The organism is Ruegeria sp. HKCCD4315 (assembly GCF_013112245.1).
Taxonomy (GTDB): domain Bacteria; phylum Pseudomonadota; class Alphaproteobacteria; order Rhodobacterales; family Rhodobacteraceae; genus Ruegeria.
The window spans coordinates 2,056,923-2,080,801 of record NZ_WVRN01000001.1; the positions used below are offsets into that span (position 1 = coordinate 2,056,923).

Annotated in this window: 22 protein-coding genes and 2 tRNA genes; 12 read left to right on the plus strand and 12 right to left on the minus strand. The window is 57.5% G+C overall.

The genetic code is table 11. From position 1 onward, the window contains the following. Positions 1-37: 37 nt before the first annotated feature. From recJ to GS646_RS10315, 3 genes are all read left to right on the plus strand, one after another. Positions 38-1,780 (plus strand): single-stranded-DNA-specific exonuclease RecJ, encoded by a 1,743-nt coding sequence (gene recJ, locus GS646_RS10305; protein WP_171182590.1) that lies wholly within the window; start codon positions 38-40, stop codon positions 1,778-1,780. A 98-nt stretch (positions 1,781-1,878) separates the two neighbouring features. After that, a tRNA-Glu gene (locus tag GS646_RS10310) sits at positions 1,879-1,953 on the plus strand. Positions 1,954-1,977: 24 nt separating this feature from the next. Further along, positions 1,978-2,052, plus strand: a tRNA-Glu gene (locus GS646_RS10315). 9 nt (positions 2,053-2,061) lie between these two features. Here GS646_RS10315 and GS646_RS10320 read toward each other — a convergent pair. From GS646_RS10320 to GS646_RS10350, 7 genes are read right to left on the minus strand one after another with little or no spacing between them, the layout of a single operon-like run. After that, entirely contained in the window at positions 2,062-3,903 is a 1,842-nt protein-coding gene (locus GS646_RS10320) for a V-type ATP synthase subunit A (RefSeq protein WP_171182589.1), read from the minus strand. Then, complete coding sequence (locus GS646_RS10325; protein ID WP_171182587.1) at positions 3,900-4,592, minus strand: hypothetical protein; 693 nt, start codon at positions 4,590-4,592, stop codon at positions 3,900-3,902. Before GS646_RS10325 ends, GS646_RS10320 begins: the two co-directional genes overlap by 4 nt. Before the next feature lies 1 nt (position 4,593). Continuing rightward, positions 4,594-5,271 carry a hypothetical protein gene (locus GS646_RS10330; RefSeq protein ID WP_171089199.1) on the minus strand — a complete coding sequence of 226 codons (678 nt, stop codon included), beginning with the start codon at positions 5,269-5,271 and terminating at the stop codon, positions 4,594-4,596. Then, the gene (locus tag GS646_RS10335; RefSeq protein WP_171089197.1) at positions 5,271-5,714 is read right to left on the minus strand and encodes an ATP synthase subunit C; all 444 of its coding nucleotides are present in this window, start codon (positions 5,712-5,714) and stop codon (positions 5,271-5,273) included. Before GS646_RS10335 ends, GS646_RS10330 begins: the two co-directional genes overlap by 1 nt. Beyond that, positions 5,711-7,507 carry a V-type ATP synthase subunit I gene (locus tag GS646_RS10340; protein WP_171182585.1) on the minus strand — a complete coding sequence of 599 codons (1,797 nt, stop codon included), beginning with the start codon at positions 7,505-7,507 and terminating at the stop codon, positions 5,711-5,713. Before GS646_RS10340 ends, GS646_RS10335 begins: the two co-directional genes overlap by 4 nt. Beyond that, positions 7,504-8,109 (minus strand): V-type ATP synthase subunit D, encoded by a 606-nt coding sequence (locus tag GS646_RS10345; RefSeq protein WP_171182583.1) that lies wholly within the window; start codon positions 8,107-8,109, stop codon positions 7,504-7,506. The genes GS646_RS10340 and GS646_RS10345 overlap by 4 nt, the downstream gene beginning before the upstream one ends. Continuing rightward, complete coding sequence (locus GS646_RS10350; protein WP_171646761.1) at positions 8,087-9,448, minus strand: V-type ATP synthase subunit B; 1,362 nt, start codon at positions 9,446-9,448, stop codon at positions 8,087-8,089. The genes GS646_RS10345 and GS646_RS10350 overlap by 23 nt, the downstream gene beginning before the upstream one ends. A 243-nt stretch (positions 9,449-9,691) precedes the next feature. Between GS646_RS10350 and GS646_RS10355 the strand changes: the two genes are divergently transcribed. The 8 genes from GS646_RS10355 (at position 9,692) to GS646_RS10390 (ending at position 17,250) form a co-directional block, all read left to right on the plus strand. Continuing rightward, on the plus strand, positions 9,692-11,431 hold the full coding sequence (locus tag GS646_RS10355; RefSeq protein ID WP_171089189.1) for an ABC transporter substrate-binding protein: 1,740 nt from the start codon (positions 9,692-9,694) through the stop codon (positions 11,429-11,431). Between the two features lie 82 nt (positions 11,432-11,513). Further along, the gene (locus GS646_RS10360) at positions 11,514-12,563 is read left to right on the plus strand and encodes an ABC transporter ATP-binding protein (RefSeq protein WP_171182581.1); all 1,050 of its coding nucleotides are present in this window, start codon (positions 11,514-11,516) and stop codon (positions 12,561-12,563) included. 1 nt (position 12,564) lies between these two features. Next, a complete protein-coding gene (locus tag GS646_RS10365) occupies positions 12,565-13,641 on the plus strand; it encodes an ABC transporter ATP-binding protein (RefSeq protein WP_171089185.1) in 1,077 nt (358 codons plus the stop codon). After that, on the plus strand, positions 13,638-14,501 hold the full coding sequence (locus GS646_RS10370) for a carbohydrate ABC transporter permease (RefSeq protein ID WP_171089183.1): 864 nt from the start codon (positions 13,638-13,640) through the stop codon (positions 14,499-14,501). The genes GS646_RS10365 and GS646_RS10370 overlap by 4 nt, the downstream gene beginning before the upstream one ends. Next, positions 14,498-15,295, plus strand: coding sequence for a carbohydrate ABC transporter permease (locus GS646_RS10375; protein WP_008759087.1), 798 nt, complete (start codon positions 14,498-14,500; stop codon positions 15,293-15,295). The genes GS646_RS10370 and GS646_RS10375 overlap by 4 nt, the downstream gene beginning before the upstream one ends. Before the next feature lie 8 nt (positions 15,296-15,303). Next, positions 15,304-15,705, plus strand: coding sequence for a DUF2160 domain-containing protein (locus GS646_RS10380; RefSeq protein WP_171182579.1), 402 nt, complete (start codon positions 15,304-15,306; stop codon positions 15,703-15,705). A gap of 65 nt (positions 15,706-15,770) precedes the next feature. After that, on the plus strand, positions 15,771-16,166 hold the full coding sequence (locus tag GS646_RS10385) for a BlaI/MecI/CopY family transcriptional regulator (RefSeq protein WP_171089177.1): 396 nt from the start codon (positions 15,771-15,773) through the stop codon (positions 16,164-16,166). Further along, positions 16,153-17,250: a M56 family metallopeptidase gene (locus GS646_RS10390; RefSeq protein WP_171182577.1), complete on the plus strand. Its 1,098-nt coding sequence runs from the start codon at positions 16,153-16,155 to the stop codon at positions 17,248-17,250. Before GS646_RS10385 ends, GS646_RS10390 begins: the two co-directional genes overlap by 14 nt. A gap of 10 nt (positions 17,251-17,260) precedes the next feature. Here the strand turns inward: GS646_RS10390 and GS646_RS10395 are convergent, their stop codons facing one another. Next, positions 17,261-18,664, minus strand: a complete 1,404-nt coding sequence (locus GS646_RS10395) for an MATE family efflux transporter (protein WP_253746366.1) — start codon at positions 18,662-18,664, stop codon at positions 17,261-17,263. Positions 18,665-18,855: 191 nt separating this feature from the next. Between GS646_RS10395 and GS646_RS10400 the strand changes: the two genes are divergently transcribed. Continuing rightward, positions 18,856-19,281, plus strand: a complete 426-nt coding sequence (locus GS646_RS10400; protein ID WP_171182575.1) for a VOC family protein — start codon at positions 18,856-18,858, stop codon at positions 19,279-19,281. A 44-nt stretch (positions 19,282-19,325) separates the two neighbouring features. Here the strand turns inward: GS646_RS10400 and xylA are convergent, their stop codons facing one another. The 4 genes from xylA to xylF form a co-directional block, all read right to left on the minus strand. Next, a complete protein-coding gene (gene xylA, locus GS646_RS10405; protein ID WP_171182573.1) occupies positions 19,326-20,633 on the minus strand; it encodes a xylose isomerase in 1,308 nt (435 codons plus the stop codon). A 10-nt stretch (positions 20,634-20,643) separates the two neighbouring features. Then, positions 20,644-21,441: an ATP-binding cassette domain-containing protein gene (locus tag GS646_RS10410; protein ID WP_171174927.1), complete on the minus strand. Its 798-nt coding sequence runs from the start codon at positions 21,439-21,441 to the stop codon at positions 20,644-20,646. Next, positions 21,441-22,739 carry a sugar ABC transporter permease gene (locus GS646_RS10415; RefSeq protein ID WP_171182571.1) on the minus strand — a complete coding sequence of 433 codons (1,299 nt, stop codon included), beginning with the start codon at positions 22,737-22,739 and terminating at the stop codon, positions 21,441-21,443. Before GS646_RS10415 ends, GS646_RS10410 begins: the two co-directional genes overlap by 1 nt. Positions 22,740-22,814: 75 nt before the next feature. After that, complete coding sequence (xylF, locus tag GS646_RS10420; protein ID WP_371732105.1) at positions 22,815-23,795, minus strand: D-xylose ABC transporter substrate-binding protein; 981 nt, start codon at positions 23,793-23,795, stop codon at positions 22,815-22,817. Positions 23,796-23,879 lie beyond the last annotated feature (84 nt).

Below are 23,879 nucleotides of genomic sequence, written 5' to 3' on the forward strand. Positions count from 1 at the left end.
CCGCAAGGGTCCGGCCTTGGCGCATAAGAGGCGAGAGATGAGTTTTCTTGGGGTAGAGCAATCATTGACAGGGCGGCGTTGGGTTGGTCCCAGCGCCGAGGTAGAGCGCGCTGCCGAGATGATGGCGCAACAGACCGATCTGCCACGCGCGGTGTGCCAGGTTCTGGCCCGACGCGGCGTGCCCGCGATGGAGGCACGCGGCTTTCTGGATCCCAAGCTCAAGGAATTGTTGCCCGACCCGCGCGCGATGAAAGACATGGAGATTGCAGCGGCACGCTTTCTGGACGCCGTTCGGCATCGCCAGAAGATCGCAGTGTTTGCAGATTATGATGTCGACGGCGGCAGTTCCGCCGCGTTGCTGCTGGTCTGGTTGCGCCAGATGGGATTGCAGGCAACGCTATATGTGCCCGACCGGATCGATGAAGGATACGGCCCCAACGTGCATGCCATGCGGGAACTGGCAGCGGCGCATGACTTGATCATATGCGTCGATTGCGGGACGCTTAGCCATGATCCGATCGCAGCGGCCAAGGGTGCAGACGTGATCGTTCTGGATCATCACCTTGGAGGTGAGACGCTGCCAGATTGCGTCGCTGTCGTGAACCCCAACCGTCAGGACGAAAGCGGCGATCTTGGCTATCTGTGTGCTGCGGGCGTTGTGTTTCTGATGCTGGTCGAAGCCGGGCGCCAATTGCGTCAAACAGGCGTAAAGGGGCCGGATCTGATGTCGATGCTGGATCTGGTGGCGCTGGCCACTGTGGCTGACGTTGCACCTTTGATCGACGCCAATCGCGCTCTGGTTCGGCAGGGGTTGAAAGTGATGGCGCAGCGACAGCGCCCCGGCCTTGTGGCCCTGTCCGATGTTTCGCGCATGGACACCGCGCCGAACAGTTATCATCTTGGATTTCTGCTGGGTCCCCGTGTGAACGCAGGCGGGCGGATCGGTCAGGCCGATCTGGGCGCGCGGTTGCTAAGCACGGAGTCCCTGCACGAAGCGCAAGCTTTGTCCGAACGTCTGGACGCCTTGAATACCGAACGTAGGGACATTGAAAACGCGGTGCGCGCCGCTGCTGTGGAACAGGCCGAACACCGCGGCCTAGACGCGCCATTGGTGTGGGCGGCTGGCGAAGGCTGGCACCCCGGTGTGGTCGGGATCGTAGCCTCGCGCCTGAAAGAAACTGCCAACCGCCCTGCTATCGTGATTGGCTTTGATGGAGATGAAGGCAAAGGCTCGGGCCGGTCGGTTTCGGGCGCTGATCTGGGGGCCTCAATCCAGCGCCTTGCCGCCGAAGGACTGCTGGTCAAAGGGGGCGGTCACAAGATGGCCGCTGGTCTTACCGTGATGCGCGACAAGCTTGAACCCGCAATGGAGCGCTTGAGCGAGTTGCTGGCCAAGCAGGGTGCCGGTCAGGGCGGCCCAGCCGATCTGAAGCTGGACGGCGCGCTTATGCCCGGTGCGGCAACCGTTGATCTGATAGAACAGGTTGAACAGGCGGGGCCATTTGGGGCCAGCGCCCCTGCCCCACGCTATGCTTTGCCAGACCTGCAGGTGCGCTTTGCCAAACGAGTGGGGGAAACCCATCTGAAGCTTTCACTGGCCGATGGAATGGGTGGTGGCCTGGACGCAATTGCCTTTGGTGCCTTTGACGGCCCGATGGGCGAGAAATTGTCAAATCACGGCGGTGCACGCTTTCATTTTGCGGGTCGGCTTGAGGTGAACACATGGGGTGGGCGACAATCCGTACAACTTCGGCTGGAGGATGCGGCAGAGGCCAATTGACGCTCTGCGTCAGAGGCCCAAAAAACTTTCACATCCCTGCATTTTTCCGCTTGCGGGGGTCACGGTGAAACCGTAAAAGGCCCTCCACAAGCCAGCGTGGCCCGTTCGTCTATCGGTTAGGACGCCAGGTTTTCAACCTGGAAAGAGGGGTTCGATTCCCCTACGGGCTGCCACTTGTGCTTGTGCCACTACCAAATGGCCCGTTCGTCTATCGGTTAGGACGCCAGGTTTTCAACCTGGAAAGAGGGGTTCGATTCCCCTACGGGCTGCCATTTCCTTCGCTAACTTCCGAACTTTTCGCGACACAGGTCTTCGATCTGAGTCCAGATCGATTTGTATTCCGGTGTGTTTTCCGCTGCATAATGGAAGTTCTTCATCAGCCCGGTCAGCTGCGTGAACACCTGCCGTACTTCGGCTTTGTCCGAGAAGGCCGCCGTAGACTGTGTGACATCATAGACAAGCTTGAACGTCATTTTCTGCCGCTCCAGCGGTACGGTCGCATCAACCTTGTCGAAGGCGTCCTGCTGCAGATAGACCATGTCAACAAACAGCGCTTTTTGCTGGGTGACAAAGTCTTCGATCGTGACACCCTCTTCCCCCGTGACCTGCATCATCTGGTCAACTTGTTCGCCCTTTTCGATCAGGGCGATCAGGTCGCGCACTTTATCCGACCAGCCCGGTTCGGCGTTCCTGTCGTACCAATCCGACAACTGGTCGGTGTACCGAGACCAACTGAGCATCGGGTCAACCGCCGGATAAAAGCGTTTGTAGGCACGCTCGGACGACAGGCCGAGGAAGCACTTGACCGTCGACAGGGTGGATTGGGTCACCGGCTCGTCAAAGTTGCCGCCCGCAGGTGAAACCGTTCCGATCAGCGTCAGGCTGCCCAGATCACCGTCATTGGTTTTCAGGGCCCCTGCGCGTTCGTACAACCCTTTGATAGAGCTTTCCAGGTAGGCAGGGAACCCTTCCTCGCCGGGAATTTCCTCAAGCTTGCCTGATGTTTCCCGCATGGCTTGCGCCCAGCGGCTGGTGCTGTCGGCGATCAGCAATACGTCATAGCCCATCTGGCGATAGTATTCGCCCAAGGTAATGCCGGTGAAGATAGATGCCTCGCGCGCTGCAACCGGCATGGATGAGGTGTTACAGATGATGATCGTTCTGTCCATCAGGCTGCCGCCCGTGGTTGGATCGGTCATCTTCGGGAACTCTTCGATGGTTTCCACCACCTCCCCTGCCCGTTCACCGCAGGCCACAACGATCACGATATCGACCTTTGCGTTCCGCGCGATCAGGTTTTGTAGCACGGTCTTGCCTGCCCCGAACGGTCCGGGAATACAGGCGGTTCCGCCGCGGGCAATCGGGAAGAAGGTGTCGATCAGACGTTGCGAAGTCAGAACAGGCTCGGTCGGATACAGGCGCTCGGACAAGATGCGTTTCAGGATGTTTTCCGGCAATGGCCGTCGAACCGGCCATTTCTGCGACAGGGTCAGAGTATGCTCGCCCCCGTTTTCGTCTTCCAGACGGGCCACAATGTCATGGATCGTGGCCGCGCCTTTTTGTACCCAGACCACCTTGTACGTGCCGGACCAATTGAACGGCAGCATGATCTTGTGGCTGAAGTGGCCTTCGGGCACTGTCCCGATACTATCCCCGGCGGTTACTGTGTCGCCAACTTTGACCGAAGGCGTGAAGGACCATTTCGCCAGTTCATCCAAGGGTGCCACATCTGCACCGCGCGGCAGGAAGGTGCCAAATTCGGCGGCCACTTTGGGCAGAGGCGATTGCAACCCGTCAAACACCTGCCCCAATAGTCCCGGCCCCAGCTCAACCGACAGCAACTGACCCGATTGCTCAACCGGATCGCCAACGGCCACACCGTCGGTACTTTCATAGACCTGTACGTCTGCGGTATCTCCACGCACACGCAACACCTCGGCTTTCAGACGTTCCTGACGCCCACCGGGACCGGGGCGCGATGGCAGGATGAATACCACTTCGTTTTTGACCAATTGGCCGGGCTGACCGGTCGCATCCGGGTTGGCTTGTATTTGCACAAGCCCTTCCTGAACCGAGACGACCCGCGCGGTCGAGGTTTGCTTAGCTGAGGTTGGGGCTGTCATACGCTTGCTCCCTCAAAATCGATATCGGCGACATCGGCCATGGCCTGCTGCGCCAGTTTCTCAAATCGCTTGGCCGCTTCGGTGGCGCTGCTTTGTGCCCAGCGGTCAAAAATGTTCCAGATTAGGACGTAGATTGCGACCGCCTCGAAATCGAACATATGGCGGGCCGCGTGTCGCTTGAGTTGCTTTTGGCTGATCGACAAAAGCAGACGTTCCAGTCCAAGCGGATCTTCGTCTTCGAGCAATTGGTGCGCCTCTTTCAACCACGGCATGGGCGTATCCAGCCCAAATGTAGGATCGGTCCAGTGGGCTGGAATGTGGCGGCTCCATCGTCCGACGCCGAATGGGCCTGAAGGCGCGGGCTCTCCTCGTTTTCTCAGGCGCAGTGCCGCAATGACCGAGCGGAGTTCCATGCGTTCCATGAAGAGTTTGCGCAAGGTGGGCTGTGGGATGTCCTTCAACGCCTGTTTACAGCGCTGGATCGCCTGAACGTCTGTGACATCCATGTCATACGCGCTCCAGCTTAGTGTGTGTTCCAGCACATTCAGGACCTTGGCATCATCCGCTGTCAAAGCCGTCAACCGACGCTCGAGCCTGATACGCGAAAGCGGAGGCTGTTTGGCAACAAACAAGCGCTCCGACCCCGGAAGACTGCACATCAACGCGATATAGGCGTCCTGTTTTGACATCTCAGCGGATGACCCCTTCCAACACGGCACGAAACCGGGGTTGCAGATGTTCCATCAACAACGAAGCCACCGCCTTGTCGGTCAGGTCCAGAACCACGCCCTGATCTTCCGCCCGCACGCGGATACCTTCCTGATTGTCATCGGTTGTGTGTAGTTCAACATTCTCGCGCAGCATCTTCGCCGTCAGTCCAAGAACATACTTCGTCAACTTACCAGACTGAATGTCATCCGCGTTTTGCTTGATGTCCTCCTGTGTGGCGACCTTGACAGGCAAAATGACCTGAACCTTGCCGTGAAGATTGACCCCCTCACTGGCCCGACCGACAACCTCAAGGATCATTTGCCTAAGAAGCTCAGGATCGGACATCTCTTTGGTCACAAGGCGTTCAACGTCTTCTTTGAAGCGATCTGTCAGACCGGCCTTCATGGTCAGTACAGCGTCCCGCATCGCGGTGTTCAACGCCTCCTCACCCGCTGCACGGTAGTTGTCGGATTCTGTGCGGGCTTTCTTTTTGAACTCATCGGCTTCGCGTTTGGCATCTGCCAGAATGTGCGCGGCCTCGGCCTTGGCGTCTTCGCGCAGCTTTTCGGCTTCGGCCTGACCTGCGGCAACCCCATCGTTGCGCAGCTTGTCGATCAGGGCATCAACGCCATGTGAAATTGCTCCGGTCTGTGCCATCAGCTGATCCCCGCACTAATGACCAAGGCGAATACAAAGGCAAAAACACCAAAGCCTTCGATGATCGCAGCCGGTGCGAGCGCGAGGCCAAAAATTTCGGGCTTTTCCTTGGTGGCGTTGATTGCCGCTGCACAGGCCCGACCTTGCCAGATACCGCAATACATCAGTGCAATGCCGGACAGGATGCCAATGCCGAACAGCCCCCCTGCGTTTTCCGGCGTCACAGCGCGGTTCAGGGTGAACATGATGACAATCCCATAGATCACCATCGTGGACGGAAAGGCCGAAACGCCGACGAAACGACCATAGCCGCCTTCGGTTTCTGTCATGGCTCCGATACTGGCCATCCCCGCAATCGAACAGCCAATGGCGCTTGCCGCAGCCCCCAACGCCATAGGCGCGTAGATGCCCAGCCAACCCAGTGTAAGAACAAGCTCATTCATTCCTGAACCTCCTTGCGGGCAAACGGACGAAAGACGATGCCTTCATCCGGCAGACCCCATTTAAAGAATTCGATGTAATTGAGACGTAAGCCGTGGACGACGCCGCTCATCATAGCGAGGGCGAAATTCAAAACGTGACCAATGATCAGGATCAGCAACCCAAACAGAATGCCTGGCCCCTTCAGCGCCTGCATGACGGAAACGGCCAGATCGTTGAACGTGATGGCCAGCGATGCCGAAGCAAGTCCCAGCGCGAACAGGCGCATATAGCTGAGCACGTCGCCAAAAGCGCCCATTGCTCCGGCAAGGCTTTGCACGCCCTCAATCAGACGCCAGATCCAGTCTGTCGGCTTTTGGATGATCCGCTCGCTGGAAAACAAGACAATGGCCACAACGCCAAGGATCAGGATCGCCGACCCCGGCACAGGTGATTTGCCGCTCATATAACTGAGCCACAATACAAACCCGCCGATCAAGGCAGCAATCCAACCCAGATTGGCAATCGCCTTGCGTTGCCCCCATGCCGCGCGGGCCGCAAGTGCGTTGGCAAGAACCAGATGCAAGACGCCAACCACAATCGACACCATCATCATGGCCCCGAAATTGTTCAAATCCAGTACCTTGAGCTTGGCAATGACCGACCCCTCGGGCGGAGCCACGCCAAAATAGCTGCCAACCAAAATACCATACAGGATCGTCGCCCCCGAAATGATCAGCCCGTAAAGCCGCCAAGACCGTTGACCCGCAGTCCCGCCCATTCGCTTCCAGAACAGCAAAAGGCCCAGCAGGATTACGGCGCCGTATCCCGCATCTGCCACGATCATTGCGAAGAAGAACGCGAACGAGGCTGCGACGATCACGCTGGGGTCCCAATCCTTATAGCCAGGCACTTGATAAAACAGCGCCAAGTCCACAGCAGAACTACGTTTTTCAGGCTGTTCCAACAATGTGGGCGGGTTATCTTCCGGCCCCGGTTCTTCGATCAGAACTGCCGCATCTTTTGCTTTCGCCAATTCCAATACAGCATCCACCCGATCTTCGGGGACCCACCCCTGCACAGCAAACATCGCCTCATCGTCGCGCACCTTTTGCGTAGCATGGGCCAGTTCGGCGGCGCTTTCAGCTACGGACAGGTTTTGGCGCATCAAGGTCAGATAGCGGGTTTGCGCCACGCGCTCAGCCTCGAGCGCCTCAAGCGCGATTTCGGCTTCCTCCAGTTGCGCCTCAAGCTCGTGAATGGGCAACGAGCCCACATGTGTGCGCGGGATCGGAAGAATGTCATCGTCGGGTTCGTCGGGTGAGATTAGAACCGCGTAAAGAAACCGGTGATCTTCTTCCAAAATCGCCCAGGGCAATTTGACCTCTGACAGAGCTTCACGGTGTTTGAGTGGCAACTGATAGAACCACAGCCGATTGCCTGCCAACACATCCGTTGGCGGGAAGTCCAGATCACCCCACGGACGCACTTGGGCGATACGATGCGCCAGAAAGTCCCGCCGGTCCATCGTACCCCGTGTACGCTGCATGAGGTCAGTCACCTCATGCACAAAGCGGTCCATGTCAAAATCGGGGTCTCGCTGAATCTGGCGCCGTGGCTCGGGAACTTCTGCAAGGAAACGCAACGCCTTATACGCTTCTCTTGCACCACGCTCGCTGATCTTTTCTGGTTCATTTGGTGGCGGAACAAGTGGCAGAACATGCATACAGCCAAGGTCTTGTAGCGCCTCAAGCGTATCTGCCTTGTGCTCTGCAGGCCCGACCAGAGACATCTTCTTCAATCGCGCGACACTCATGTCAAAACCTCTCGCGCGTGTTTGCGTTTGGAGATTTTTGACCGCACGACCGCCTGCATCTGTTCGTCACTCAGATAGATGCGAATCTTCTTGATATTGGCCTTGGCGCGGGGGATCAGAACCTTTTCGAACAGGTTGACCCGCTGCGTAATCGTGGCCACGGCCTTGTCGAAAATACGCACGCGTTCTTCGGCGATTTTAACCCGCAGGCGCGCTTCGATCATGTCGTGCAACAACTGTGCGGCGGCATCAACCCAATGAGGTTTGGCCAGTACCGAATAAGGACGCACAACAACTTCGATCCGGTCAAGGTCAGGCATCTTGACGCCAACCACGTTGACCTCTTTGACCTTGTAATCCTTAAGCTCAACCAACCCGTCCAGATCGATACCCTGCTGGGCCAACATAGGAAGCTTTTCGCCCACCTGCTGCGCTAGGGCCTTAACCTCATGCTCAAGGCGTTTGACGTCCTCGCGCGCTTTCACCCGTTCGGCCATCAACTGCTGGCGCTTCAGGTCCAGCGACGGCAGGAACCGCTCATAGCTTTTCAGCTGCGTCTGCTGGCGGGCCAGCGACGATTTATTCAGCTGCAACCGCGCCATTGGCATCCTTCGGGAAATACTTGTCGATCAAGGCCTGCTTCATCAGCAACTGTTCCGGCGCAAAGCACTCGGCCAGCGTTTTCCAGCCAAGATCCAACGCGTCTTCAAGTGGGATCGAGACGTTAATGTCCATGAACCGCGACCGGAACAGGGCGCCAAACTTCAGCAACTGATGGTCGTAGTCAGACAAATCAAACGCCATCGCCTGTTTTTGCGCGGCATCGCGACTTTCGGAATAGAATCGGATCATCGTATTCATGATCTGCCCGTGATCTTCGCGCGTGGTCTTGCCGATTACATTCTGCTTTAGGCGCGACAGGCTGCCGAACGGATCAATCACCCCAGAGTGGAGATAGAACTGGCCTTCGGTAATGTAGCCGGTGTTGTCCGGCACTGGATGGGTCACGTCGTTGCCGGGCATGGTGGTCACGGTTAGCACCGTGACAGATCCACCCTTGGCATAATCGCAGGCTTTCTCGTACCTGCGTGCCAGCTGCGAATAGAGATCACCCATATAACCACGCTGCGAGGGCACGCGTTCCTGACTTATCCCCACTTCTTTCATTGCATCGGCATAAGCTGTCATGTCGGTCAGCAGAACAAGCACGCGCTTGCCCTCCTCTACCGCGAATTTCTCGGCCACCGCCAAGGCCATGTCAGGGACCAACAACCGCTCGACCAGAGGATCCATCGCCTGATTGACGAACATCACAGTGCGCGAGAACACGCCCGCATCCTCGAACGACGTGCGGAAGGTGTGGTAATCATCAAAGATCAAACCCAGACCTCCGAAGACGACAATATCCGCATCCGCCTGGATACCGATTCGGCTGAGGAAGGCGTTGAAGGGTTCGCCCGAGACCGAAAAGATCGGGATTTTCTGGCTTTCGACCAGCGTGTTGAACACATCGATCATCGGTACATCAGTGCGGATCATCTTGTTTGGCACAGCCCGTTCCGCCGGGTTCACGGTAGGTCCGCCAATGTCGGTTCGGGGTTCAGAAGACAAGTCTGGTCCACCGTCAATCGGCACACCTGCGCCATCAAAAACCCGCCCCAGAATGTTGGCCGAATACGGCGTTTGCATCGGATGGCCCAGAAAGGTCGCCGTCGCCTCGGTCGAGATTCCTTTGGTCCCGGAAAACACCTGAAGCGTCACAACATCCCGGTCGATGAAGATCGCCTGTGCCAATGTTTTACGGCCGTCTACGGTCTCGATCACTGCAAGGTCGTTGAACCGAACCGCAGGGTTTCCATCGCCCTCAACCGGCACCCGTACCTTGATCGTGTCCCCCACAATTTCCAGAACTCGCGTGTACTTCAACAGGCTTCGGGACATTACACATCCTCGCTGGTTCAAGTTGTTTTTTGCAAACCGCGCCGCGTCGTTCACCGGCATTTTTTATAATAACAACCCTAGCTTACAACGAATTCACAATTTGGCAAATGAGTTCGATTTCACCCGCCCTCGGATGCCCGAGCGTCAATTACTAAAAATTTAGTTTGACACATGCGCGACAAATCGCTGATGCTGTCTGGCATCCGGTTACCGCCGGAAACCATAATCTTTGGGAGGAGACAGATGCGGAGACATCTACTTTCCGCAGTGGCGGCGGCTGCCGTCATTGCGGGGCACGGTTCTGCTTGGGCCGACGAAGCCGCAGCACAACGTTGGATCGACGACGAATTCCAGCCATCAACCCTGTCGAAAGACGAACAGATGGCCGAGATGCAGTGGTTCATCGAAGCTGCACAACCTTATGCTGGCATGGAAATCAACGTCCTGTCCGAGGGCATCCCGACCCATTCCTATGAGTCCGAGGTTCTGACCAAGGCGTTCGAGGAAATCACCGGCATCAAGGTAAACCACCAAATCCTCGGTGAAGGTGAAGTGGTTCAGGCTGTTCAGACCCAGATGCAAACGGGCCGGAACCTGTATGACGGCTATGTCAACGACAGTGACCTGATCGGTACCCACTCACGCCTGCAACTCGCCTATCCGCTGACCGACATGATGGGTGGTGACTGGGCGGCGACAACATCGCCGACTTTGGATCTGGATGACTTCATGGGCATTCAGTTCACGACCGGCCCTGACGGCAAGCTGTATCAGCTGCCCGACCAGCAGTTTGCGAACCTGTACTGGTTCCGTAAGGACTGGTTCGATGATGAGGCCAACAAGGCTGCGTTCAAGGAAAAGTATGGCTATGACCTGGGTGTTCCGGTCAACTGGTCGGCCTATGAGGACATTGCTGAATTCTTCACCAATGACGTGAAAGAAGTCGACGGCGTGACGATCTATGGCCACATGGACTATGGCAAACGTGCGCCTGACCTTGGCTGGCGTATGACCGACGCCTGGCTGTCGATGGCCGGTGCCGGCGACGTAGGCGAACCGAACGGTGTTCCCGTCGACGAATGGGGCATCCGCATGGAAGCGGGAACCTGTAACCCTGTTGGTGCGTCCGTGTCACGCGGTGGAGCGGCGAACGGTCCGGCTGCGGTCTACGCGATCCGCAAATGGGATGAGTGGCTGCGGGCCTATGCGCCTCCGGGTGCGGCGTCTTATGACTTCTATCAGTCGCTACCGGCACTCAGCCAAGGCAACGTGGCTCAGCAGATATTCTGGTACACCGCCTTTACGGCCGACATGGTGAAGCCGAAGTCCGAAGGCAACAACACCGTGGATGACGAAGGCACGCCGCTGTGGCGGATGGCACCCAGCCCGCACGGCCCCTATTGGGAAGAAGGCCAGAAGGTTGGTTACCAAGACGTGGGTTCGTGGACCTTCCTGAAATCGACCCCTGAGGATCGAGCTCAGGCCGCGTGGCTCTATGCTCAGTTCGTGACGTCCAAGACTGTTGACGTGAAGAAGTCCCATGTGGGTCTGACCTTCATCCGCGACAGCTCGGTCAATCACGAGTCGTTCACCGAGCGCGCACCCAAGCTGGGTGGTCTGGTCGAGTTCTACCGCTCGCCTGACCGTGTGGCGTGGTCGCCGACCGGCATCAACGTTCCGGACTATCCGAAGCTGGCCCAGATCTGGTGGCAGCAGATCGGTGACGTGAACTCGGGTGCGTTCACCCCGCAAGAGGCGATGGACCGTCTGGCCGAGGAAATGGACATCACCATGGCCCGTATGCAGGCCGCGGATGAAAGCGCCGGTGTCTATGGCGGCTGTGGTCCGCGCCTGAACGAGCCGCAGGATCCGTCCTTCTGGTTGGAAAAAGCAGGTTCACCCAAGGCCAAGCTTGAGAACGAAAAGCCGCAGGGCCAGACCGTCAACTATGACGAACTGGTTCAGCGCTGGCAGTCTCAGTAAGCCAAAAGCAACCGGGGGTGCCGCGTCAGGCATCCCCACCCCAATGCCAGTGCAATGCACTGAAGGACCGGAACTCACGGACATGATCGAACTTCAAGACGCCACCAAACGGGTTGGCAATGTCATTCATATCAAACCCACGAACCTGACGCTGCAGACCGGCCATTTCAACGTGCTGCTCGGTGCGACGGGATCGGGTAAGACCTCTCTGATCAAGATGATGGCCGGGCTGGACCCGATCGCCTCGGGCAAGGTCTTTATGGATGGGCAAGACGTGACACGACTGAACACGCAAAAGCGGCAGATCAGCCTGGTGCACCAATTCTTCGTGAACTACCCGCATATGACTGTTTTCGACAACATCGCCTCGCCCCTTCGCGTGGCTGGCATGGCGAAATCCGAGATCGAAGGCCGTGTGGAAGAGGCCGCTGACCTGCTGCAACTGCGCCCCATGCTACACCGTCGCCCGCATGAGCTTTCGGGTGGGCAACAACAACGCACCGCGCTGGCTCGGGCCATCGCGAAAGAAAGCCGCGCCGTGTTCCTGGATGAGCCGCTGGCCAACCTTGACTACAAACTGCGCGAAGAACTGCGCGAACAACTGCCAGACCTGTTCGCAGGACGCGGCGCAGTCGTGGTTTACGCCACCTCGGAACCCGAAGAGGCCCTTTTGCTGGGCGGATACACTGCCTTGATGGAAGATGGCCGCGTGACTCAATTCGGTCCAACTGCAGACATTTACCGCAACCCTGAAAACATCGCCGCTGCGCGCGTCTTCTCGGATCCGCCGATCAACGTCGCACGGATTACCGTAGCCGGTGCTCAGGCGCAGTTGGCCGGAGGCGGCGGATGGGTCGTCTCAGATATGGCTGATGGGGATTACATGGTCGCCGTGCGCCCGCACAGGGTGACTCCATATCGGACATCTGAAGCAGATGTGGAACTGACAGGCCGTGTGATCGTGACAGAGCTGTCCGGCTCTGACTCCAGCGCGCATTTCCGGCACGGATCGGATGACTGGGTGTCTCTGGCTGCTGGCGTGCACCCGTATCAAGTCGGCGAGGATCACAGTTTCTACATGAACCCGGCACATTGCCGGTATTTCAGCCAAGACGGCAAAAGGGTGGCCTGACATGGCACAGATCAAGCTTTCAAACCTACGACACAGCTACATGCCCGCGCCGAAAGGCCCCGAGGACTATGCGCTGAAAGAAATTGATGTGACCTGGCGCGATGGTGGGGCATACGCTCTGCTCGGGCCGTCGGGCTGCGGCAAGTCAACGCTGCTGAACATCATATCCGGCCTTCTTACCCCCTCGGAAGGTCGGATCCTATTTGATGACCGGGACGTGACGGCGCTGCCCCCCGATCAGCGCAACATCGCACAGGTGTTCCAGTTCCCGGTGATCTACGACACGATGACCGTGGGCGAAAACCTGGCCTTCCCGCTCAAAAACCGGGGCGTCGATGCAGCGACGATCAAGCGTCGCGTCGATGAGATTGCCGAGATGCTGGATGTCACGGACATGCTGAATACCCGCGCCAGCGGCCTCAGCCCGGACAACAAGCAGAAGATCTCGATGGGGCGCGGTCTGGTCCGCGACGACGTGAATGCGGTCATGTTCGACGAACCGCTGACAGTGATTGACCCGCACCTAAAATGGAAACTGCGGTCCAAGCTGAAAGAGCTGCACCAGCGTGTCAAAGCCACCATGATTTACGTGACCCACGACCAGACCGAAGCGCTGACCTTCGCGGACGAAGTGGTCGTCATGCAAGAGGGCGAGGTCGTGCAGATTGGCACCCCGGTCGAACTGTTCGAACGCCCTCAGCACACCTTTGTCGGCCACTTCATCGGCTCACCGGGCATGAATGTTCTGCCCTGCGAGGCCAAGGGTGACCGCGCGGTCTTCGAAGGACATGAGGTCATGCTGGAAGGTCCAACCCTAGGCGAAGGTGGCCGCACCGATCTGGGTATTCGCCCGGAATACATAAGCTTTGGCGAAACAGGCGTCCCCGCGCATGTGACCAAAGTTGCGGATATCGGTCGTCACTATGTGGTCAGCGCCATGGTCGGAGACACGCCGGTAAAGGCGGTGGCGGAACACAACGCGCCCAACCCAGGCTCGCATGTCTTCCTGCAATTCAAACCAGAACAATCCCGCGTCTACCGTGACGGCTGGATCGCAACTCAGGAGCGGGCGCAATGAGAACGGAAAACCAAAAAGCCTGGTTCTTTGTCCTGCCCGTGCTGGCGCTGGTCGCGTTCAATGCGCTGGTGCCGATGATGACAGTGGTCAACTACTCGGTGCAGGAAACCTTCGGCAACAACCAGTTCTTCTGGGAAGGCCTGGGCTGGTTTGAACAAATTCTGCGCTCGGACCGGTTCCAGGCCGCCCTCGGTCGGCAATTCCTGTTCACCTTCCTGATCCTGATCATTGAGGTCCCTCTGGGCATCATCGTGGCCCTGTCAATGCCACGCAAAGGCTTCTGGGTGCCGGTCTGTCTGGTCCTGATGGCGCTGCCCATGTTGATCCCATGGAACGTGGTCGGCTCGATGTGGAACATCTTTACCCTGCCCAAGATCGGCCTGCTGGGATACTTCTTGAATGATGTTTTGGGCATCAACTATGACATGACGCAACAGCCGATCTCGGCCTGGATCACTGTGATTGTCATGGATGTCTGGCACTGGACATCACTGGTTGTGCTGCTGTGCTACGCGGGCCTCGTATCGATCCCGGATGCCTATTATCAGGCGGCCAAGATCGACGGCGCCAGCCCATGGTCGGTGTTCCGCTATATTCAATTGCCCAAGATGAAGACCGTCCTGACCATCGCCGTTCTGCTGCGCTTTATGGACAGTTTCAACATCTACACCGAGCCCTTCGTTCTAACAGGCGGCGGCCCCGGCAACTCAACCACCTTGCTGTCGATCGACCTAGTCAAGATTGCGCTGGGACAGTTCGACCTTGGCCCGGCGGCCGCGATGAGCCTGATCTATTTCGCCATCACGCTGCTGGTCTCTTGGGTCTTCTACACACTGATGACAAAGGATGACGCGGAATGAAAAAGCGGTCCCTTATCCCGATCCTCTATATCGCGTTCCTGATGCTGCCGATCTATTGGCTGGTGGCGATGTCCTTTAAGACAACGAACGAGATCTTGTCGGGCTTTTCCCTGTTTCCCCAGACCTTTACACTGGAGAACTACATCACCATCTTCACCGATCCGACTTGGTATTGGGGCTATATCAACTCGATCATCTATGTGACGATTAACACGGTGCTGTCGGTCTGTGTGGCACTACCTGCGGCCTATGCGTTCTCGCGCTATCGGTTCCTGGGGGACAAGCAGCTGTTCTTCTGGCTGCTGACAAACCGGATGGCACCAGCTGCGGTGTTCGCGTTGCCGTTCTTCCAGCTTTATTCTTCGATCGGGTTGTTCGACACGCATCTGGCAGTGGCGCTGGCGCACACATTGTTCAACGTGCCGCTGGCGGTGTGGATTCTGGAGGGCTTCATGCGCGGCATCCCGAAAGAACTGGATGAAACAGCCTATGTCGACGGCTATTCCTTCCCGCGCTTTTTCGTGACGATCTTCCTGCCCAACATCAAAGCGGGCGTCGGCGTCGCAGCCTTCTTCTGCTTCATGTTCTCCTGGGTGGAAATGCTGCTGGCCAAAACCCTGACCGCAGTCGAAGCCAAACCCATCGCAGCCGTAATGACCCGCACCGCCTCAAGCGCGGGGTATGAGCTGGGTCTGCTGGCTGCAGCCGGGACGCTGACCATCATACCCGGTGCGATAGTCATCTGGTTTGTCCGCAACTACATCGCGCGCGGTTTCGCGATGGGCCGAGTGTGAGGTTCGATATGCGTAAATTACTATTCACTCTCCCCTTCCTGCCCACCGTGGCTGTCGCTCAGCAAGCGGGTTGGGGCAATGTCGGACAGCAAGAAGAAAAGGGCTTTTCCTGGACCGATCCCCTTTGGCCCGATTTCTGGATGGCATGGACGCCAGCAACTCTGGCCCTGTTCGTCGGTATCTTTTCGGCCATCGCCCTGATCGGCTTGCTCGAAGGGTTCAAGTACCGCGACGGAATCGAACGCCGTGGTGTGCTGGGGCTGACAACCACATTGGGCGACCGGTTGTTCATCACTTTGCTTGGCTCGGCCTATATCTTCCTCGCTTGGCTGGGATTTGTCGGGCAACCGGTCTGGACGCCACTTTTCCTGTCCATCGGCTGGGGTATCTTCGTCTTCTGGAAAGTTTAAGCTTTGCGAAACAGCGAAAGGATGCTTGTCTGTCAGGCATACTAAACATGACGGCACCGAGATCGATGCGAAAGAAAAAGACGACAAATCTGCTGACCGAGGTCGAACTGGAGTTCATGAACGAACTCTGGGCCCTCGGGGAAGGCTCGGTGCGCGATGTCCTGGACCGCCTGCCCTCAGACCGCAATCTGGCCTACACGTCCGGTGCCACGATCCTGCGTATTCTGGATGAAAAGGGTTTTGTGGAAAGCCGTAAGTCAGGAAAAACCCTGATCTATACGCCGCTTTTGGAAAAGGACAGATATCAGGCCCGTTCGCTGCAAAACCTGTCCCGCACTTTGTTCGATGACACGCCTGCCACGCTGGTGGCGCGACTTGTCGATGATGCGGGGCTGAGCGAAGCCGACCTGGAGGATATTCGAGCGCTGGTAGAGAGGAGACTGCAAAATGACAGCGGTTAGACCGGTTCTCGACGCATATATCGAACTCAACATTGTGCTGGCATTGTCGGCGGCCATCTGGTTGATGGCACGCGTCGCCCTGACCCGCACGACCCTGCGCCATGGCTATGTCGCACAGCTACGCGCACTCAAGGTTCTGTGCGTTTGTATTCTGATCAGCCCCTTTCTTGCATTGGGCGTATCGTCTTTGGCCGCTCACGCATGGCCGGGGGGCGCCGTCGCCCTTGGTGACATAGCGGTTGCCGCTTATCTGCGTGGTGATATCGCCATGCCTGCCGTGCAATTTGAGGCCCTGCTGAATACACGTGAAAGATGGGTTGATCTTGCTTTGTCAGGACAGCAGCCCGTTTTCATCTCACTCGCCGCCCTATTCGCTGTCGTCGCAGTTGTATATGCCGTTCGAGCTTTTCGGGACGCTGTGATGATCCGGCAAACGGTCAAGTCCAGTTTCCTTTGGCGGAAATCGACAAAGGTGGATATCCGCCTGTCGGATCGCATCACCGTACCGTTCGCGGTGCGCGGCCTGCGCCGCCGTCACGTCGTTCTGCCAAGCCATCTTCTGGACACACCGCGCGAACTACGCTTTGCGCTGGCCCACGAGTTTCAGCACATTCGTGCGGGCGATGTGGAATGGGAACTCGGCTTTGAACTTCTGCGCCCTCTGCTGTTCTGGAACCCCGCATATCTGATGCTCAAGTACCAGTTCGGCCGCTTACGTGAACTGGCATGTGACCAATCCGTCGTTGCACGCAAAAGGATTGATGCGCGTGAATACACCACGTGTCTGCTGGACTATTGCGCGCGCACGCTTTCGACAAGAAATCCGCGCGTCTTAAACGTTGCCTTTGTGACCGGTGGAAAAGCCAAACGCGTGCTTCGCCAACGTGTCATAGCATTGACGGATGCACAGCCCGCAGAAGCCCCCCTACCGGCGCTGTTCCTTGGTATGTCACTGACCTTCGCCATCCTTTTGGCGCTGGGTGCGGCTTCGATCCAGCAAACTCAGGACTGGAGTCATGATCGCCTTATGCTGTCGACGGTGGTCAATCTGGAACGTCTTCAGGCGCGCAATCAGGGCAACTGATGCCGCTGCCTCACCAGCCGCGACGCCCGAACAGGGAATGAATACGACCCTGATCCACAAAAGGTTCGGGCGCATGTGACCGGCCCAAGCGCGCCACCACACGCTCGACCATAACCCAGCTGATTATGGCGAAAATGACGCCGCCAAATGCTTGTCCCAACAGAACACCAGATGCCCCCGCGAGATTTGATCCGATGGTTGCGAAAACCCACGTTCCAATCGTGTGACGCCCCCAATTGATCCATGTGGAATAAACCGGGTGCCCAAGGTTGTTGAAACTGGCATTCGAGACGAAAATCACGCCGTTGAAAAACGAGGCCAGCGCCAAAGGCCCGCAGAACAGATAAATCAGAACTCGTGTTTCCCCTTGGGCCGCGAACAAGTCTGCAATGGGTGCGCGAAGCAGAAACAAGATCGCGGCCATGCCAAGAACATAAAGTGCGGTGAATTTGATCCCGGCCAGAAAAGCGGCGCGTACCCGGTCAATCTTCTCGGCCCCGAAATTTTGCCCGATGATTGGCCCTATTGCGCCTGACAGGGCAAAGATGACCGAAAAGGCCACTGGCAATAGTCGACCAATGACGGCCATACCCGCCACCGCATCGGTTCCGTATTGGGCGATCTCTCGCACTACGATCGCATTCCCGATGGGCGTGGCCACGTTTGTCAGAACGGCAGGAATTGCGATGGCGCGAACCGGACGCAAGTCCTGAGCCACCTGTTTCAAAGACGGGCGCGCAAACCCTTGATGAACCCGCAGCGCAGGCCATAGCGCCGCCGCCAACATGCACAGCCGCGCCAGAACCGAGGCTATTGCCGCCCCATCCAGCCCCAGCCCCACGGCAAAGATCAGGATCGGATCCAGAACCGCATTCACCACGCCGCCATAGATCGTGGCCATCATCGACCGCCGCGCATCGCCATGGGCGCGTAATACGGCCATGGCCGCCATAGCAATCGACATGACGCACATTGTTGGCAGGATGATCGAGACATAGCGTGTGGCCAGCTTCAGAACCTCACCTTCTGCGCCAAGCAATGACAGCAGGTGACCAAGGTTCAACAAAACCAGAACGGGTACGACCAACCCGACGATCAAACCCAGCACCGCTACACTGGACGCATAATGCCTTGCCTGTTCGGCCCGCCCCGCACCCAGTTCCCGCGCAACCAGCGCCCCGGCAGAAATCGAAAGGCCGATATTGATCGCATTGGTAAAAAACAACAGCGTTCCAGCGTAACCCACCGCCGCCGCCAGCGCGTCGTTGCCCAGCATCGAAATGAAGACCATGTCTACAAAGTCGACGGCAAAAATTGCCATCAGCCCGATGCTTGTCGTCAACGACATGCGGGTGACATGCCGCATCAGACTGCCGCTCAGGAATACGGCTTCGGTTTGAGATTGGTTGGACATTCTAACCTGTGGTGGTCGGTGTGTTATCTCGCCAGCATCACAGATCACCGCCACACGTCAACGGTTTCGTTCCGATCTTTGTGGTCGCGGATAAACACCCGACGCAACCCGCCATCCCGTTTTGCCATCCACAGCCCCATGAGGACGTGTTAGAACTGCCCAAGCACCTATTGTCCGAGGCGAGGCAGAGCATGAAACTGGAATTCCACCACATCAACTTCGTGGCTGATGATGTTGATCGTATGCATGATTTTTATACTAACGTGCTGGGTCTGGATGATATTCCGCAAGACAATTTTCCACGTACCGAAGCCGACAAAGACAGCGGCTATGACGGCAATATCCGCTTTGCGACCGAGGGCAACATGCAAATGCATCTGGCCGAGCGCAGCTTTGACGTAGCCTTCAAGAACGGGCGGGTGATTAACCCCGTCGAGCGTGGCCACATCGCCTTTCGCACCGATGATCTACCCGCCTTCCTGAAGCTGCTGGATGAGCGCGGCATCCCCTATTCAGACTATGGCACAACGTTTGCGAAAGAATGGCATCAGGTGTTCTTTCACGACCCCGAAGGCAATGTGATCGAAGTCCATCAGCAGGTCGTTCAGGACGACTGATCCGCAAAGGGCGGAGCCAACCGCCCTCTCCCGGACACTGGCTCTCAGACAAATCTGTTGACGTAGTTTTCCAGTATTTCTTGACGCCCTGATCTCGGCTGCGGATTGATCCCCTCGTCCAGAACCCGCGCGGAAATCTCGTCCAGGCCCGAAGCTAGCATCGCTTGCGCCTCGGGCGTCTTCCAGCCTGCATAGCGGTCCGTCAGCGCCTGCTCTAAACCGCCATCTTCAAGCATTGCAGCCGCTGCTTTCAGACCTCGGGCACAGATATCCATCCCGCCCACATGCGCGGCAATCAGATCTTCGGCGTCGATGGATTGTCTGCGCAGCTTGGCGTCGAAATTGGTGCCGCCCGAGGTAAACCCGCCTGATTTCAGGATGTGGTAATAGGCCAGCGCGACTTCGGGCGTGTTGTTAGGGAACTGATCCGTGTCCCAACCCGATTGATAGTCGTTCCGGTTCATATCGATTGAGCCCAACATACCTTCAGCTGCGGCCACGGCGATTTCGTGCTCAAAGCTATGCCCCGCAAGGATCGCGTGCCCCTGTTCAAGGTTCAGTTTGACCTCATCCTCCAGACCATACTTGCGCAGAAACCCGATGCAGGTGGCAGCGTCAAAATCATACTGGTGCTTTGACGGTTCCTGCGGCTTGGGCTCAACAAGGATCGCGCCCTTGAACCCGATCTTGTGCTTGTACTCGACCACCATGTTCAGGAACCGGCCCATATGGTCCAGCTCGGTCTTCATGTCAGTGTTGAGCAGCGTCTCATAGCCTTCACGCCCGCCCCAAAGCACATAGTTCTCGCCGCCCAGCTTGTGGGTGGCGTCCAGACAGGATTTCACCGTGGCTGCGGCAAAAGCATAGACATCGGGATCAGGGTTGGTGCTGGCACCGCCCATCCAACGGCGGTGGCTGAACATATTGGCCGTGCCCCACAGAAGCTTGGTGCCCGACACCTGCATCTTTTCACCGATATAGTCGGTGATCTCGTTCAGCGTCCGCAAATTGTCCGCAAAATTCCCCTGCTCTGGGCGAATGTCCGCATCATGCCAGCAGAAATAAGGCTGCCCCAGAATCTGAAACATCTCAAAGGCCACATCGGCCTTCATCTTGGCCCGCCCCATATCGTCTTGCGGGTGCCAGGGGCGTTCGAAAGTGGGGCCGCCAAACGGATCCCCGCCCTCCCACGCGAACGAATGCCACCACGCCACGGCAAAACGAAGGTGATCCTCCATGCGTTTGCCCATGACGATCTCGTCCGGGTTGTAGTGACGGAATGCGAGCGGGTTCTTACTGCCCTCGCCCTCGAATTGGACCTGCTCGATCCCTTGAAAGAAACCGCTCGTCATCTCGTTTACCTCATTCCGTCTTTTCGCCGGGCTTCTTGCCCAGAATGATCATCGACAACAGGTCGTCATCAGTGACATCAGGGATGTCCACGGTACCAACCAGTTGCCCGTTCTTCATGACCGAGGCCCGGTCGCACAGCTCCATCACCGCGTGCACATCGTGGTCGATCAGGAAAATCCCGATGCCTTGCGCCTTTAGCTGTTGGATCAGGTCCGCCACCATTTGCGTTTCATGAGGACCCAACGCTGCCGTAGGCTCGTCCATGATCAGGATGCGTGCGTTGAAATACACCGCGCGTGCAATGGCCACCGATTGCCGCTGACCACCCGACAGGGCCGAAACCGGGTCGTTGAACTTCTGAAAGTTCGGGTTCAGCTGCGCCATGATCTTGCGGCATTCAGCCTCCATCGCGGCATCGTTGACCAGACCAAAGGGCGTGACCATCTCGCGCCCCAAAAACAGGTTCGAGCTTGCATCCAGATTGTCTGCCAGCGCCAGCGTCTGATAGATCGTCTCGATATTGTTGGCCCGCGCGTCACGCGGGTTGTTGATCTCAACCTTCTTGCCATCAATCAGGATTTCACCATGGTCCATCTGATAGGCACCCGAAAGCACCTTGATCAGAGTGGACTTACCGGCCCCGTTGTGACCCAGAAGGCCCACAACTTCGCCCGGGTACAGATCAACTGAGACGTGGTCTACCGCCTTGATGCCCCCGAAAGAAATCGAGATATCGCGCATTTCCACAAGCGGAGGCTGGCCGGAGCCACGGCCTGATGCTTGGTTCTGTGTTTCTTGAGCTTGCATCATTTCGCCCCCAGACGTTTGCGATAGACGATGTCGATATACACGGCCAAGACAAGAACAGAGCCGACGACGATGTTCTGAAACGGCGCATCAACTCCGACCATGGCCATACCAGATTGCAGCGCCTGCATGATCAGCGCGCCAAGGATTGCACCATAGATCGTGCCGATACCACCCGACAGAGCGGTTCCACCGATCACGGCCGCAGCAATCACGCGCAGTTCATCCAGCGTGCCGATGTCGTTCGAATGGTTGGCCAGACGAGCCGAGGCCACAACGGCTGAGAGCGCGCACAGGAACCCCATCAGAGCAAAGATTTTGACGGTCATCATCCGGGTGTTGATACCCGACAACTCTGCCGCGTCCGGGTTGCCGCCAGTGGCAAAGATATAGCGGCCAAAGCGGGTTTTGCGGGCCACAACCGTCAATGTCACGGCCACAAGGATCAGGATCAGGACCGAGATCGGAATGCCGTAGCCAACAATCAGCCCCTCGGGCATGGTCTCACCCCGCGCTTCGAACATCCGTTCCAGACGGCGGGTCGGGATCGCATAGCTGTTGACAATCAGGACATAGCCCATGATGGCGATGCCAATGATCCCAGCCAGTGTCGTTTCGGCCCAAACAGGTTTCACAGGAAACCCATGGGCGGCTTTGGACCGGCGGCCGCTCCACAACGCCCAGATCGCAATAGCAGTGGCGGCAAGGCCGAACAGAAGGCTGACGGTTGTTCCCAACGTGCCGTTTGTCCCCCCGAACATCAGGAAAGTGCTGTCCAGCGGCCCGATTGTCTGGCCATCGGTCATGTACCAGGCCACGTTGCGCCAGACCAGAAAACCGCCAAGCGTCACAATAAAGGCTGGAATGGTCAGGTAGCCCACCATCCAACCGTGGAACGCGCCGATTAATGTGCCCACTACAAGGCCCACAACCAAAGTGATCGCCCAGGTCGCCGGGTGGTTCAAACCCATTCCCAATACGTTGGGCAACAGCTCGGTCTGGGTCATCGCCATGACAGCAGATGTGGTCGCCAAAAGTGCGCCGACCGAAAGGTCAATGTGGCGCATGACGATGATAAACACCATACCACAGGCCATGATCGCGACCGAAACGGTCTGGATCGACAGGTTGAACAGGTTTCTGGGTGTCAGAAAACGGCCATCCGTAACGATGTTGAAGCCGATGCACAGGATGATGAAGGCGCCGATCATGCCCAATAGCCGCATATCCAGTTCCAGCTGCTGGAACAGGTTGGCCTTTGCTTTTTGGGGTACCGGCTGAGACGAAGTTTCGGTCATATCCGATCTTTCATGTTCAGCTATGATCTCTGGCCCACCCTTGCGGGCCAGAGACATTATGGTTTGGAACTTGGTTTAGTTACAAGGCGCAGGGCCGTTTTCGACGCCCTGGCACAGGTCTTCCAGCGGGATCCAGCCCGCGTCGACCACAACTGTCAGGTTGTCCTTGGTGATCGGCACAGGAGCCAGGAAGACAGAGTTCATCTCGGTGCCGCCGGGCGAAGTCCAGCTGATCGCGCCTTCGACATCTGCAGGGCTTGTTCCGCTGCTCAACGCAACCGCGATTTCACCGGCAGCTTTGCCCAGCTCACGTGCGTCTTTCCAGACCGAGACGGTCTGCGTGCCCTTGGCAACACGGTTCAGCGCCGCGTGGTCACCATCCTGGCCCGAGACCGGAATACCGTCCATGCCTTGTGCGGTCAGTGCAGCAACAACGCCACCAGCAGTACCGTCATTCGAGGCGACCACGGCATCAACGTTGTTTTCGTTGGCAGTCAGGATCTGTTCCATGTTGCGTTGCGCGTTCGCAGGCAGCCAGCCGTCAGTATAAGCCTCACCCACAATCACGATGTCACCACTGTCAACGGCGCCCTGAATGATCTCTTGCTGACCACCACGCAGGAAATCCGCGTTGGGGTCGGTGGGCGAACCCTTGATCATCACGTAATTACCCTTGGGCATCGCGTCGAATACCGCGCGCGCTTGCATCCGACCAACTTCGACGTTGTCGAAGGTAAGATAAAACGCACGGTCATCTTCGATCAGGCGGTCATAGGCAATGACTGGAATGCCTTCGTCAGCAGCGGCCTGAACCGCCGGACCAATGGCCTGAGAGTCTTGCGCCAGAATGATCAGTGCATCAACGCCCTGTGCAATCAGGCTCTCGATATCCGACAACTGCTTGGCCGAGGATGATTGCGCATCCGACGAAATGTATTCGGCTCCACCCGCCTCAAGCGCGGCTTTGATCGCGGCTTCGTCGGTCTTCCAACGCTCTTCCTGGAAATTCGACCAGCTGACGCCCACAACAGGTTCGGCAAAAGCGGCCGTACCCATCAACACCGCCAAAGCGGAAGCGCTGAGAATTCTTTTCATGATTTCCTCCCGGTTTCATTGAGCCATCGTTTCATGATTCGTGGC